We start from the raw sequence: 14,128 nt of genomic DNA, 5'->3' as shown, positions 1-14,128 counted from the left end.
GAATTTTTGCGTCGGACTCCGATAATACTGAGCCATGGATCACCTGAGTCGACAGGTCGCGATCACATTCAGTAGAGGATGAGGGCACGTCAATCAAGAGCAGGGTATTAAGGGCGAGTGGTTGATATATTGAACACAATGTAGCCGGTTTCTCGAGCCAATTCAAATCTATTCGGTGGCTTTTTTATTCGCCAGACCGCGCCGACCAATAGGTTGCAAAGCCCGTAATGAAGGCCTTCCAACGCCCTTCAATCGAGACCTTCTGACGCTCCAAATATATCCTGAGCAGTGTTTAAAATATTTTATGCTCGTGTAGACTGGGAATATCGAAAATAAGAGTGAACTTGATGACTAGTGAACAGCTCAAACCGCTGGTCGGGGTAATTTCCGACGTACAACAAATCGGGCCCCACCTATTCCATACCGCCGGCGATAAGTACTTACGAGCCTTAACGCTCGCCGCCAACGTTATCCCGGTCATCATTCCCGCGGTACTCGACGACCAAGCCATCGATCAGTGGCTGGCCCGGCTCGATGGCATCTTTCTAACCGGCGCCTATTCGATGATCGATCCGGCACACTATCAGGAAAGCAAGATCGACAAGCCCTACGACTATGACGCCGCGCGCGATGACAGCGCCTTTCAAATTGTGCGCGCGGTGATGCGCAACAATATCCCGCTTTTAGGAGTGTGCCGAGGCTTGCAGGACATCAATGTGGCCCTCGGCGGTTCGTTACACCAGGCGGTGCAAGAGGTTGCTGGCAAAGCCGACCATCGTGAAAACAAGGCAGATACGCTCGAGCAGCAGTTTGCGCCGCGCCATTCAGTACAACTGAGTAGCCAAGGTCGGCTGAAAGACATCTATGGCTGTGAAACGATGCAGATTAACTCGGTGCATTCCCAGGGTATTAATCGGCTGGCAGATGGGCTAGTCGCAGAAGCCACGGCACCAGACGGCCTCGTCGAGGCCGTGCGGATCGAAGCCATGTCATTTGGTTTTGCTGTACAATGGCATCCAGAATGGCAAGTCACGGAAAACCCCACTCAAAAACAACTATTCGAGGCCTTTGGCGAAGCGTGTCGTACGCGTCAGTCAATCGAAAACAGATGAAAGAGCTTACCAAGTGGTTAGAAACCAATAAGATCACTGAAATAGAATGCATCACACCCGACCAGACCGGCATTGCACGCGGTAAAATCATGCCGACCGATAAGTTTATTGCCGAAAAAGGCATTCGCTTGCCCGAAAGTGTGCTGATGCAAACCACCACTGGGGATTATCCCGATAACGAAATCTACTATCGGCTGCTCGATCCGCAAGATATCGATATGGAATTACGGCCCGATGAGAAGGCCGCCTTTACCGTACCCTGGGCCCAAGAGCCGTCTGCCCAAATTATTCACGACTGTTACGACAGCATGGGCAACCTGATGCCGCTGTCGTCGCGTGCCGTTCTGAAAAATGTATTGAAACTCTATGAAGACAAAGGCTGGTTGGCCATCGTTGCGCCCGAGGTTGAGTTTTATCTCACCAAGCGCTGCACCGATCCGGATATTCCCCTGGAGCCACCGATCGGTCGATCCGGTCGTCAGGAAAGCGGTCGGCAAAGCTTCAGCATCGATGCGGCCAATGAATTCGATCCAATCATTGAGGATATCTATGATTGGTGTGAAGACATGCATTTGGACATCGACACCCTGATTCACGAAGAGGGGGCGGCTCAGTTGGAGTTCAACTTCCGCCATGGCGAGGCGCTCAGGCTGGCCGACCAAGTGTTTATTTTCAAACGCACGGTGCGCGAAGCCGCGCTGAAACACGGCATCGGCGCGACCTTTATGGCCAAGCCAATTTCCGGTGAACCGGGCAGTTCAATGCATATTCACCAATCGTTGACCGATGCGAAATCCGGCGCCAATCTGTTTTCTAATAAGGATGGCTCAGCGTCGAATCTGTTTTATAACTACATTGGCGGCCTGCAAACCTATATTCCGCAGATGATGCCGATTTTCGCCCCCAACGTGAACAGCTATCGTCGGTATTTGCCTGGCGCCAATGGCAATGCACCGGTCAATATCGAATGGGGTGAAGACAACCGCACTGTCGGCTTGCGTGTGCCCAAGGCGAGCCCTGCGGCGCGGCGCGTTGAAAACCGGTTGCCCGGTGCCGACACCAACCCTTACCTGACCCTGGCCGGAAATCTGCTATGCGGGTATCTGGGTATGACGCAAGATCTCAAACCCCGTAAGCCCGTCCAGTACCGCATGGGCGGTGAAGCCGATGAGACCGTGCCTTGGAACCTGGAGGCCGCACTCGATGAGATGGCCTCTTCAGAGGTTATCCGCGACGCCCTAGGTACGAAGTTTGTCGACGGTTTTGTGGCCACCCGATGGGCCGAATACGAGGGTTTCAAACGCGTGATCAGCTCTTGGGAACGGCAGTACTTGCTCGCTACGGTCTAATCCAAACGGAGCTGAGGCTGACTCTCAGCCCCCTTTAAACAATCCACATCGATCAATTTGATCATCGGCAAGCATCTGCTCTTAGGTGCTCGCCGGCAGGTCGCAGCTGGTGAAAGCAACGCTACTGCCTGGGCGCACACCTCAGCCTGCAATTAGCGCAAAATAATTGAAGACGGGGCACCGATTCGCCAGTTATGCTTAGGCATCGGTTCCGCTCTTCACAGCGTACGAACCACTTTGCCTTTTTCGGATTTTAACGATGACGGATACTTTCGACCAATACTCCAGCGGCGACCTCGCCTTCACCCGCCAGTCGCCCTACGGCACAGAAATTGAAGCCATGTATGCCGGCGCTACCAGCTTTTTGCGCCGGCGGTACACCCGTGACCTAACCGATGTCGATGTCGCGGTGATCGGCGTGCCCTATGACCTGGCCACCTCGAACCGACCCGGTGCCCGGCTCGGGCCTCGGGCGGTGCGGGCAGCCTCGACCCAGCTGAGCTGGGCCCGGCCTTGGCCCTGGACCGCCGACCCGTTCAATACCTTAAATGTAATCGACTTTGGTGACTGTGTGTTCGACCCCGGCTCGCCCCATACGGTGGTCGACCAGATCGCACAATGGTATCAGCCGATCATTGCGGCTGGGGTTACGCCGCTGTCGATCGGCGGTGACCATTTCATCACCTACCCGATCTTAAAAGCGCTGGCGGACAAGCATGGTCCCATCTCCTTGATTCATTTCGATGCCCACAGCGATACCTGGCCGGACCGCAAGGGGCGCATCGATCACGGCACCATGTTCTACCACGCCGCCAAAGAAGGCATAGTCGACCCGCACAGTTCCGTGCAACTGGGCATGCGCACGATCAATGATTCCAACCTCGGTTACACCGTTCTGGATGCGCTTTGGCTGCACGAACAGGGCGTCGACAAGGCTTTAGCGATTATCAAACAGACGGTCGGGGATCGGCCCTGTTACATAACCTTCGACGTCGATTTTCTCGACCCCAGCTGTGCGCCCGGCACCGGCACGCCAGTCTGTGGTGGCTTCGACACGATCACCGGCATCCGACTGTTGCATGGTCTCACCGGCCTGAATCTGATTGGCTGTGATGTGGTCGAGGTGGCCCCGCCCTATGATCATGCCGAGATCACCGCCCTGGCTGCGGCGACCATGGCGACCAATATGATCTGCCTCTTGGCCGATGTCCTCAAGAAGCCGGAAGCCCCGGCCGATTGACGCGCACAATCGTCAGCCATTAAAAAAGGGCCCCTCGGGGCCCTTTTTTTTGACCAACTTTTAGGGCTCCGGTGCCCTGTTAAGCAACACGCCGTTTGGCTTCTTGGCTGGCCAAGTATTCATCATAGGTGCCCTGGAAGTTAATCACTTCCCGATCGGTTATTTCAATCACTCGAGTCGCCAAAGAGGAGACGAACGCGCGGTCATGGCTGACGAAGATCAGGGTGCCATCGAATTCCTTCAAGGCAACGTTGAGCGCTTCAATAGCTTCGATGTCCAAGTGGTTGGTTGGCTCATCCATGATCAGGACGTTGATGTCCATCATCATCAATTTACCAAAGAGCAGACGGTTTTTCTCACCACCGGAGCAGACCTTGGCTTTTTTATTGAAGTCATCGGCGGTAAACAGCAGACGACCGAGCATGCCGCGAATCATCAGATCATCGTGCTTGGGCGTACGCCATTGCGACATCCAGTCAAACAGGGTTAGGTCACAGTTGAAGTCTTCGGTGCTGTCCTGCGGGCAATAACCGATGGTGGCGTTTTCGGCCCATTTGACCACGCCGCCGTTGGCCTGCAGATCGCCGATCAGGCAACGCAAGAAGGTCGTCTTACCGGCGCCGTTTTCGCCGATCACCGCCAGCTTAGCGCCGGCTTCCAAAATAAGGTTGCCGTTGTCAAACAGCGATGACTGGTCGAAGCCATGACTCAAGTCTTCCAGCACCAGCGCCTGACGATAGAGCTTCTTGTCTTGCTTCAGGCTGATGCTCGGCGTCGCACGGCTGGAGGATTTCACCTCGTCGAGCTTGATCTTGTCCATCTTCTTGGCGCGCGAACTGGCCTGTTTGGCCTTGGAGGCGTTCGCCGAGAAGCGATTGACAAAGCTTTGTAACTCGTCGATCTCAGCGCTTTTCTTAGCATTTTCGGTTAACAGCTGCTCTTGAATCAGCGACGATGCCGCGGTGTAGGCTTCGTAGTTACCCGGATAGACGCGCAATTCGCCATAATCGATATCGGCCATATGGGTACAGACCGAGTTCAAAAAGTGTCGATCGTGCGAAATAATGATCATGGTGCATTTGCGCTGATTGAGGACATCGGCCAACCAGTTAATAGTATGGATGTCCAAGTTGTTGGTCGGTTCGTCGAGCAACAGGATATCCGGATTGGCAAACAGGGCCTGAGCCAATAACACCCGGAGCTTCCAACCCGGTGCTACCTGCTTCATCAAACCAAAGTGGAACGACTCATCGATACCGGCCTGCAACAGAATTTCGCCGGCACGGCTCTCGGCGGTGTAGCCATCCATTTCGGCAAATTCAATTTCCAATTCGGCCACAGCCATACCATCGGCCTCGGTCATATCGGGCTTGGCGTAAATTCGATCGCGCGCCTGCTTCACTTTCCACAGGCCGACGTCGCCCATGATAACCGCATCGACAACCGAGTACTCTTCGAAAGCAAACTGATCCTGGCTCAAATTACCGATGCGATCGCCTGGGGTGATCGACACATTACCCGAGGTCGGCGTCAGCTCGCCGCTGAGGATTTTCATAAAGGTAGACTTACCGCAACCGTTCGCTCCAATTAAGCCATACCGATGACCGTGTCCAAATTTGGCGGAAATGTTTTCAAAAAGTGGCTCGGCGCCGAACTGCATGGTGATGTTTGCGGTAGATATCACTGAATTTATCCTGGGAAGAGGCAAATTGGGCCGCGTCGGCTTAAGCCGACGCAAGGGGCGGCGACTATAAAGAAAGGTGCGCCCAATGTCGATAGGGGTTGGTTATAAAATAGACAAAAATCCACCTTAGGCTAGGCTGGATAGGCCTGATAGAACGTCTCGCGAAAAAGAGCCTAAGCCTAGAGGCCGAACTTATCGCGCAAGCCATAATAGAGCGCGCCGAGCGCAGTATAGGGCGTGCGCAGCAAGCGACCCCCGGGGAACGGAAAATGTTTCAATTTGGCGAAGGCATCGAAGCGTTGCGGATGCCCCTGGATCGCCTCGCACACCAATCGACCGGCCAGGTGCGTCGTCGTCACACCGTGACCGCTGTAGCCTTGCGCATAGAGGATGGTGTCGGTCAGACGGCCAAACTGCGGCAGCCGACTCATGGTCAAGAGGAAGTCGCCACCCCAGGCGTAATCAAACTTAACGCCTTTTAACTGGGGGAAGGTTGTTTCCATCTGACGGCGCATAAAGGTTTCGATCGAGGCCGGGTCGCCGCCGCCGTAAGTCACGCCACCGCCGTACAACAGACGGTTGTCACCGGTCACCCGATAATAGTCGAGCTTGTAGTTACAGTCTTCGACACAGTATTGGTTGGGCAGCAGGGATCGGGCGACGTCTGGATCGAGCACCTCAGTCGCGACGATCTGCGTACCGCAGGGCATCGATTTGGCGGCCAATTCGGGCACCAGTTGATCCATGTAGGCATTACCAGCCAACAAAACATAGTTGGCCGTGACCTGACCCTGGGCGGTTTTCACCACGGGCCGAGTACTGCGCTCGATCTCGATGACCTTGGAGTCCTCAAAGACTTGCCCGCCCAGCCCTTCAAATGCGGCCACCTCACCCAAGAGCAGGTTGAGCGGTTGAACATGGCCACCGGTCGGGTCGAATAGTCCGCCAACATAGGCATCGGAAGCGATTTCGGCGCGGATTGCGGCCCGGTCGAGCAAGGTCAATCCGCTGTGTCCGTGACGTTCCCAGAGCGCCTTTTGGTCTTGCAGCGCGTGCATCTGCTTGGGATTCAAGGCGGCATAGATACCGCCCGGCTTAAAGTCACATTGAATATCGTATTGGCTTATTCGTTCACGAATAATGCGACCGCCTTCGAAGGCCATGGCGCCAAGCATTTGGGCCAATTCTGGACCATAATTTTTTTCGATCACGTCGAGGTCGCGGCTGTAGCTGTTGACCAGCTGACCACCATTGCGCCCGCTGGCACCGAAACCGATGCGCGCCGCTTCTAGCACGACTACCTTGTAACCGGCCTCTGCCAGATGCAGGGCACTGGAGATACCGGTAAAGCCCGCACCGACGATACACACATCCGCGTCGATCGAGTCACTGAGAATCGCTCGTTCCTGCGTATCGTTTCGGGTAGCCGCGTAATAGGAACCGGTATGGGGCGTGCGTTGGGTCATCGTTAGGCCTCGTCGTGACATAGACTGTTATGTGCTGGAACGGCCCATGGCCTAGATCGGCTGGGCCGTGATAAATATCGGCGGGTATCTTAGCATCGGCCAGGCTAAAGACATTCTATATATCTTTCTGCACCTAACCCATAAGGCCGTTGCGACGCAGGCATAACAGCATCCAGCTTGCGCCAGTCTGGTTTAATAGAGCGTTTTAACGGCCGCGCGTAAGGCACCAATAAGCTCATCGATATGCTCCTTAGAGAGGATCAGTGGCGGAGACACCGCAATGGTATCGCCGGTGCAGCGCACCAAGGCATTGCCCTGCCAAAAGCAGTGCTCAAATACCTGGTAACCGCGCGCGCCGAACTGCGCGCCGGGCTTAAATTCAAGCGCACCCACCAGGCCGAAGTTGCGGATATCCTTCAACACATCAAACTCGGCCAAACTGTGCAGCTGGGCCTGGAAATAATCGCCCAGTTCATAGGCCTTATTAAACAGACCCTCTGCTGCGTAGATATCGAGGGTTGCTAGACCCGCCGCCGCAGCGACCGGGTGACCGGAATAGGTATAGCCATGAAACAGTTCGATGATCTGTTCCGGACCCTGCATAAAGGCCTGGTGCATAAAGTCGGCAACAAAGACCGCACCCATCGGGATGGCACCGTTGGTTAAGCCCTTGGCTGAGGTAATAATATCGGGGGTAACGCCAAAGCGGGTTGCCGCAAAGGCATCGCCGATTCGGCCATAACCGGTAATCACTTCGTCAAAGATCAACACGATACCGTGCTGCTGGGTGATCGCGCGCAGACGCTCTAAATAGCCGACCGGCGGCATCCAGACCCCACCGGAACCGACGATCGGTTCGACGATCACCGCCGCGATCGTTTCGCCGCCATGTAAGGCGATCATACCCTCTAATTCATCCGCTAGGTCGGCACCGTGCAAGGGCAAACCCTGAGTGAATTCACTGCCGGCGGTCCAGGCGTGTTTAAGGTGATCGACACCGGCCAACAGGGGCCCGAACGAACGTCTATTATTCACTAGTCCGCCGACCGAGATACCACCAAAACCGGTGCCGTGATAACCCTTTTCTCGTCCGATCAAGCGCGTACGACCGCTGTCCCCTTTTGCCTTGTGATAGGCCAAGGCGATTTTCAGCGCCGTATCGACCGCTTCGGAGCCTGAATTGGTAAAAAACACATGGTCCAGCCCGGGTGGACTCATATCCACCAGCCGATTGGCCAACTCAAAGGCGAGCGGATGACCCATCTGAAAGGTGGGTGCGAAGTCGAGCTGGTCAATCTGTCGACTCACTGCGGCAGAGATCTCGCTGCGGCCGTGCCCGGCGTTGCTGCACCAGAGGCCAGCCGTACCATCAAGAATCTGTCGGCCATCATCGGACTGGTAATACATGCCCTTGGCCGAGACCATCATACGTGGCTTGCTTTTAAATTGACGATTAGCGCTAAAGGGCATCCAAAAAGCATCGAGACTGGACCGGGGAGACTGGGACATAAGGACAACCTTAGTGTTTAATATATTGAACAGATATGGCCGATTTTATGTCAATAATAAAAAACATCAAGCCAAAAGTCGGCCTTTATGTAAAATATCTCTGACAGACTCTCAATCCCCGATCAACCATGCCAGCAGCTGCGAAGAGCAAACTTTATTGTCTGCACTGTATTGAATTTAATGACCCTTTTGCAGTATGTTGCAGCCTACTCAATCGTTGCGAATATTGGAGCACCCGTTTATGGCAAATGTCCAGAATCTCGAATTTTGGCAAGCTTCAGCCAACAACTTGGTGGCGGAAGGTCGCGCCTTTATTAATGGCCAGTATGTCGATGCCGTCGACGGGGGCACCTTTGCCTGCGTCTCACCGATCGATCAACGCATCCTTTGCCAGGTGGCCTCTTGCACAGAGGCTGATGCCGATTTAGCCGTTGCCGCAGCACGGGCTGCCTTTGAGTCTGGCGTCTGGTCGGGCTTGGCACCGGCCGCGCGAAAAACAATCCTGTTACGGTTCGCCGACCTGATCGATGCTAACGCCGACGAACTGGCTCTGCTCGAAACGCTCGACATGGGCAAGCCTATCGGTGATTCCCGCACCGTCGACATCAATGGCACGGTGCGCGCGCTGCGTTGGACCGCCGAAGCGGTCGATAAGATTTATGACGAAATTGCACCCACCGGTCCCGGTGAGGTAGGCATGGTCACCCGAGAAGCTGTCGGTGTCGTCGCCGCAATCGTGCCGTGGAACTTCCCCATGATCATGGCAGCTTGGAAATTCTCCCCGGCCCTGGCCATGGGCAACAGCTTTATTCTGAAACCCTCGGAAAAATCACCCCTGACCGCGCTTCGGCTCGCGGCCCTGGCTCAGCAAGCCGGCATTCCCGATGGCGTCTTTAACGTCCTACCCGGTTACGGCCATACCGCCGGCAAGGCCTTGGCGCTGCATATGGACGTCGATACGTTGGTGTTTACCGGCTCCACCGCCATTGCCAAACAACTGATGATATACGCTGGCGAATCCAACCTTAAGCGGGTCTGGACTGAGGCCGGTGGCAAGTCAGCCAATGTGGTTTTTGCCGATGCGCCGGATCTCGATGCCGCAGCCATCGCCGCAGCCGCCGCGATCTGCTACAACGCCGGCGAAGTCTGCACCGCCGGTTCGAGATTACTGGTCGAGGCGAGCATTGCCGATGCCTTTATGGCCAAGGTACGTGCCGCCGTTACGGGCTGGCAACCGGGCAACCCGCTCGATCCATCTACCAATGTCGGCGCCATCGTTGATCAACCGCAACTGGCGCGAGTCATGCGGTATATTGCACAAGGCAGCAAGCAAGGTGCTCGTTTGACGATGGGCGGCCAGCAAGTAAGCCCAGTCGGCGGCGGCCTGTTTGTGCAACCAACGGTCTTCGAAGACGTCACCAACGGTATGGTAATTGCCCAAGAAGAAATTTTTGGTCCGGTCTTGGCCGTGATCCGTTTCCATGATGAAGCCGAGGCCCTGCGCATCGCTAATGATTCCATCTATGGCCTAGCGGCCAGCGTCTGGACCGGCAACTTGGGCCGAGCCCATCGCTTTGCCCGTGGTTTGCGCGCCGGGTCGGTTTGGGTCAACCAATACGATGGTGGTGATATGACCGCACCCTTCGGCGGCTATAAGCAGAGCGGCAATGGCCGGGATAAGTCACTCCATGCTTTCGATAAGTACAGCGAACTAAAGGCCACCTGGATCAAGCTGTAAGCGCGGGTCTGCAGCGCCAAAGGTGGTTAAGCTAAGGTGATCCGAAACGCCGATCCGGCATAAAAAAAAGCGCCGAATGGCGCTTTTTTCAATGTCACCCAGGTCGCTATTGCCTGCTAAAAGGACCCGTTGGTCTCGGTCACGCTGCCATCGCTGCCGGTCGTCGCGGTATTGTTGCCACCGACTTGCCATTGCACCACGGCCAGGCTCTGCTCATCGGCCTTAACGCACTTCCATTCGAAGTCGGTTCCCGCCGGCAGATTTTCTACCGTCGCGCTCCAGCTTGGGTAGTTGGCCGGCACCAGTTTTAGCTCGCTCTTGATCGTCCAGTTCCCCAAGGCCGGATGATTACCGGCGATATAGACGCTGGTGCCAAAGTCGGTGTAACCGTTATCGCAACGCAATGACAGGGCTGCTGAGTTGGGCATCGACTCAACCGATTCCAGGCTGTAGGCCAGGCTTTGGTCATCGAGGCGAATGGTGTAGCTGCCCGCGCCGGCATCGAGCGGAATGTCGCCGCCGCCCAGCTCGGCAATTCGGTCGCCGTTGGTGTCGCCATAGTTCTCGCTCCAGTCACCGAAGCGGTCGAACTTAAAGCGCAAGTTGGCGCCAGCAACGGCCGTCACGTTGGCCTGCCAAACACAGCTGTTCGGGTTCCATATCATGGCCGTATTACCCCAATCATTAAAACTGCCGCGCACATTTAAACCGTTAAATTGCGCGACACAGCCGGGCAAGTTGACCGAATCCGAGTAGATGGCACGGGTTTGCGCGGCATTGCCGTTCAACACCGGCCAGCTTTGGGAGGCTTGCGCGCTGGCGCTATGGGAGTCAAGATGCCAGACATAGAGAAAGCCATCCATTGAGTGCGCAACGGCTTCGGCCTGACCGTCTTGGTCCAGATCGCCGATCGCCACGCCACCGGAGATGGGCACAACCTGTTTGGGCCAGTTCTCCAGCAAGTTGCCATCCAGCGACCGAGCTTGCAAGGAATTCTCGGCGTTCATGCCGCCATAGAACAAGCCCTGACCGTCGATGGAATCCATATCGGTGGTGCGGGCCGTAAAGTCCAAGCCGCCATTGCGCTTTAGAATAAAGATCGGCTGACGCAGCGAGCCATCGCTGTTTAGTATCATGGTTTCTTCGGAAGAGGATAGGATCAATTCCAAGTCACCGCTGTTGTCGATGTCGGAAACAATCAAGTCGGTAGCCCGGATCCCGAAGTCACCGCCATAGGGCGAGGTGGAGGAGTCAATGGCGACCGGCCAACCCGACTTGATTGCACCACCCATACTGTAGGCGTAGAGATTATTGCCAACATGGACAAGATACTCAACTTCACCATCCTGATCCAAATCGACGACAATCGGCGACCGCACATCGTTCAGTACCGAAGTCGCAAAGTTGATTCGGCCTAATTCAACACCATTGGCACTGAACACCCGGGCATGCACACCGCTGTCTATATTGGGCCAAATTGCGATGACATCGAGCAGGCCATCATAATTCCAGTCGGCAACCACCAGTTGGCGCAGGGCTCCGGTTCCGCCCGCATTGGCATACAATTGCGAAAGGTTGGCAAAGAACACCTCTTTCGGCCAACCCTGAGTGATGGCGCCGTCTGGACCGATCACCATTACCTTCCAGGTGTAATGGGTCGCACCACCATTGTTCCAGTCAAGCTTCTGCACAATCAACTCGCTCTTACCATCGCCATTAAGGTCGGCCGCGACGACGCGATCATAAAGGGTAGTTACCGTGGTCAGGTTCGGATAGCGATCACCCGACCAGCCCGCCGGGAAGCCGGGTAACAATTGCCCCTCTAGGTTATAGGCAAAAATCGAATCCATACCGCCGACTGACACCTGACGCGCGCCAAAGATTATGTCGTCCTGAGTATCCCCATCGACATCGGCTAGGGTGATCGGCGTGACTATTTCAGTGACCTCCGGGCTGGCAAATGCATAGGATCCGAAGCGCGATCCGTCGTGGTGCCAAGCAAAGACATTTCGGTGCCATCCTCGGTCGTTTTGAACGGTCAGTATCTCTAAATCGCCATTGCCATCGAGATCGATCAGCGCCGGTGTTCGGGCTGGAACTCTACCCTCGGTGCTGCCCGCCGGATGACCTAACCAGCCCGACACCAGAGCGGGCCAACCACTGGCGAGGGTATTGTCCAGATACACGCGCTGATATACATCGGCCTGCAGACCGGCCTGATCGACGACGCGCAGGCGCACTAGATAGGTGCCGTTACTGAAGGCCGTGGTGTCCCAAGTGCCTAAATTGCCCCGTATTACGCTGTCTTCGGCCGTAAAGATGGTCTCGAATTGCAGCGCTTCGCTCTCTTTTTTAGCCACGGCTATTTCATAATGACCGATATGTGAGCCCATTACGCCGACCGTTGAGCCCTGTATAACCACCGGACCATTCAATTGAATGCTCTCCCCGGCCGGCAGATTAATAGCGGGGCTGAAGATAAAGGGGGCTGCGGTGATACGCTCTGGGCTGGCCTGCAGGGCTGCCTGCGCGTTAATCAGTCCGTGACCGTATATATCGTCCCAACCCGGCAGGCCGCCGCTACTGGTCAGGTCGGTGGTGGTGCTGACCAATAATGCGCGTACTTGAGCCGGTGTTAGATCAGGATATTTCGCGCGAATCAGCGCGGCGAGTCCGGCGACGTGGGGTGCCGCCATGGAGGTTCCGCTCGAGGTTTTATATCCACCATCATTTTTTAATGACAAGATATTACTGCCCGGCGCCACCAAATCGATGTCGGGACCAGTGTTCGAAAAGGTGGATAGGGTCGGCAAGGCGCCGGTCACATTGGCCACCGAGCCCACACTGATCAGACCGGGTATATTAGCCGGGTAGAGATACTGTGAGTTGATCATGTTGTTGCCAGCGGCGGCAATCACTACCACATCCATAACCAGAGCGCGTGTGACCGCCTGCTCGAGCGTACTGGAAAACCCCTGGCCAGCAAGACTCATATTGATAACATCGGCTCGATTATCGGCTGCATAATTGATCGCTAGGGCAATATTGAAGGCCGAGCCGCCACCATCGTCACGCAGCGCTTTTAACGGCATGATTTTGGCGCCATGGGCGACCCCGATAATACCGACGCCGTTGTTACCGGTTGCCGCAATGGTGCCGGACACATGAGTGCCATGACCATAACCATCGCTGGGCGAATTGTCTGAGTTGGCAAAATCCCAACCGTGGGTGTCATCGACCTTACCGTTGCGATCGTCATCAATACCATTGTTGGCGATTTCATCAACATTGAGCCAAACATTGTCGCGAATGTCGGGATGATCCAGATACAAACCCGTATCGATCACCGCCACAATGGCGCCAGCACCACTGGTTTGGTCCCAAGCCTGATTGGCATGAATGGCGTTTAAACCCCATAAAGCTGGATTATTACCGTTATCGTAAAGGGGGTCATTGGGGGTCATGGTCACATAGTAGAGATAATTGGGTTCAGCGTATTCAACCTCGCCGCTGGCTTGAAGCGCTTGAGCTAAAGGATTCACATCGGCGCTGTCGACCTCCAATAAATACACTCGCTCTTCGATTGACGAGGCGGCCAGTCGTACGGCAACCGGCAGTCCGTCGGGCAACGCAGAGTCGATCGAATTCAGCTTAAATTGGTCCAGCACTCGGGCTTGATGTTGGGCCAACAGTTCGCCCGCGACGGATGGGCTGGACGCTGGGCTGACCGGACCGGCGCGGTTGGCTGCCGCGGCGAAAGGAGCGCTACCCTTGAATTTTACTATAAGTTGGTTAGCCTCCCACTGTGCCGAGCGATCGGGTGCGGCGATATCCAGCGCGACCAGATTGTCGCTTGTCAGCGCCCCCTGGTCTGACACAATGGTGGTTTGTGCGCCGATTGAGACCGATGCAAGCAAACCAAAAACCGATAAAAGAAAATGCCCTAAAGATAATTTATTAACTAACATAATAACCTCCTTCCTCCTTTTTATAGGCCACTCTATTCGGTAGACCTATAAATAAATTGAGC

8 protein-coding genes are annotated in these 14,128 nt (G+C 55.3%); 4 read left to right on the top strand and 4 right to left on the bottom strand.

Annotated features, from left to right (window positions below):
* Window positions 1–347: 347 nt before the first annotated feature.
* From AC4FIC_RS06715 to speB, 3 genes are all read left to right on the top strand, one after another.
* Window positions 348–1,112, top strand: a complete 765-nt coding sequence (locus tag AC4FIC_RS06715; protein WP_100256158.1) for a gamma-glutamyl-gamma-aminobutyrate hydrolase family protein — start codon at window positions 348–350, stop codon at window positions 1,110–1,112.
* Complete coding sequence (locus tag AC4FIC_RS06710) at window positions 1,109–2,461, top strand: glutamine synthetase family protein (protein WP_100256157.1); 1,353 nt, start codon at window positions 1,109–1,111, stop codon at window positions 2,459–2,461. The genes AC4FIC_RS06715 and AC4FIC_RS06710 overlap by 4 nt, the downstream gene beginning before the upstream one ends.
* Before the next feature lie 259 nt (window positions 2,462–2,720).
* Entirely contained in the window at window positions 2,721–3,701 is a 981-nt protein-coding gene (gene speB / locus AC4FIC_RS06705) for an agmatinase (RefSeq protein ID WP_100256156.1), read from the top strand.
* A gap of 79 nt (window positions 3,702–3,780) precedes the next feature.
* On the opposite strand, the gene AC4FIC_RS06700 is transcribed toward speB, so the two are convergent.
* The 3 genes from AC4FIC_RS06700 to aptA form a co-directional block, all read right to left on the bottom strand.
* Complete coding sequence (locus AC4FIC_RS06700; RefSeq protein ID WP_100256155.1) at window positions 3,781–5,385, bottom strand: ABC-F family ATPase; 1,605 nt, start codon at window positions 5,383–5,385, stop codon at window positions 3,781–3,783.
* Window positions 5,386–5,564: 179 nt separating this feature from the next.
* On the bottom strand, window positions 5,565–6,851 hold the full coding sequence (locus AC4FIC_RS06695) for an NAD(P)/FAD-dependent oxidoreductase (protein ID WP_100256154.1): 1,287 nt from the start codon (window positions 6,849–6,851) through the stop codon (window positions 5,565–5,567).
* 192 nt (window positions 6,852–7,043) lie between these two features.
* The gene (gene aptA, locus AC4FIC_RS06690; protein WP_100256153.1) at window positions 7,044–8,360 is read right to left on the bottom strand and encodes an omega-aminotransferase AptA; all 1,317 of its coding nucleotides are present in this window, start codon (window positions 8,358–8,360) and stop codon (window positions 7,044–7,046) included.
* 241 nt (window positions 8,361–8,601) lie between these two features.
* Between aptA and AC4FIC_RS06685 the strand changes: the two genes are divergently transcribed.
* Window positions 8,602–10,098: an aldehyde dehydrogenase gene (locus AC4FIC_RS06685; RefSeq protein ID WP_287420563.1), complete on the top strand. Its 1,497-nt coding sequence runs from the start codon at window positions 8,602–8,604 to the stop codon at window positions 10,096–10,098.
* A gap of 116 nt (window positions 10,099–10,214) precedes the next feature.
* Here AC4FIC_RS06685 and AC4FIC_RS06680 read toward each other — a convergent pair whose 3' ends face one another.
* Complete coding sequence (locus tag AC4FIC_RS06680) at window positions 10,215–14,066, bottom strand: S8 family serine peptidase (protein ID WP_273286558.1); 3,852 nt, start codon at window positions 14,064–14,066, stop codon at window positions 10,215–10,217.
* Window positions 14,067–14,128: the final 62 nt, after the last annotated feature.

Source organism: Reinekea sp. (genome assembly GCF_982785585.1).
This window is presented reverse-complemented; position numbering and strand designations above follow the sequence as displayed.

What these genes read in the sequence shown, in the direction of transcription:
- AC4FIC_RS06685 (WP_287420563.1), top strand. Translation starts at nt 8,602, where the DNA reads ATGGCAAATGTCCAGAATCTCGAATTTTGGCAAGCTTCAGCCAACAAC.
- AC4FIC_RS06695 (WP_100256154.1), bottom strand. Translation starts at nt 6,851, where the DNA reads ATGACCCAACGCACGCCCCATACCGGTTCCTATTACGCGGCTACCCGA.
- AC4FIC_RS06715 (WP_100256158.1), top strand. Translation starts at nt 348, where the DNA reads ATGACTAGTGAACAGCTCAAACCGCTGGTCGGGGTAATTTCCGACGTA.
- speB (WP_100256156.1), top strand. Translation starts at nt 2,721, where the DNA reads ATGACGGATACTTTCGACCAATACTCCAGCGGCGACCTCGCCTTCACC.
- AC4FIC_RS06680 (WP_273286558.1), bottom strand. Translation starts at nt 14,066, where the DNA reads ATGTTAGTTAATAAATTATCTTTAGGGCATTTTCTTTTATCGGTTTTT.
- AC4FIC_RS06710 (WP_100256157.1), top strand. Translation starts at nt 1,109, where the DNA reads ATGAAAGAGCTTACCAAGTGGTTAGAAACCAATAAGATCACTGAAATA.
- aptA (WP_100256153.1), bottom strand. Translation starts at nt 8,360, where the DNA reads ATGTCCCAGTCTCCCCGGTCCAGTCTCGATGCTTTTTGGATGCCCTTT.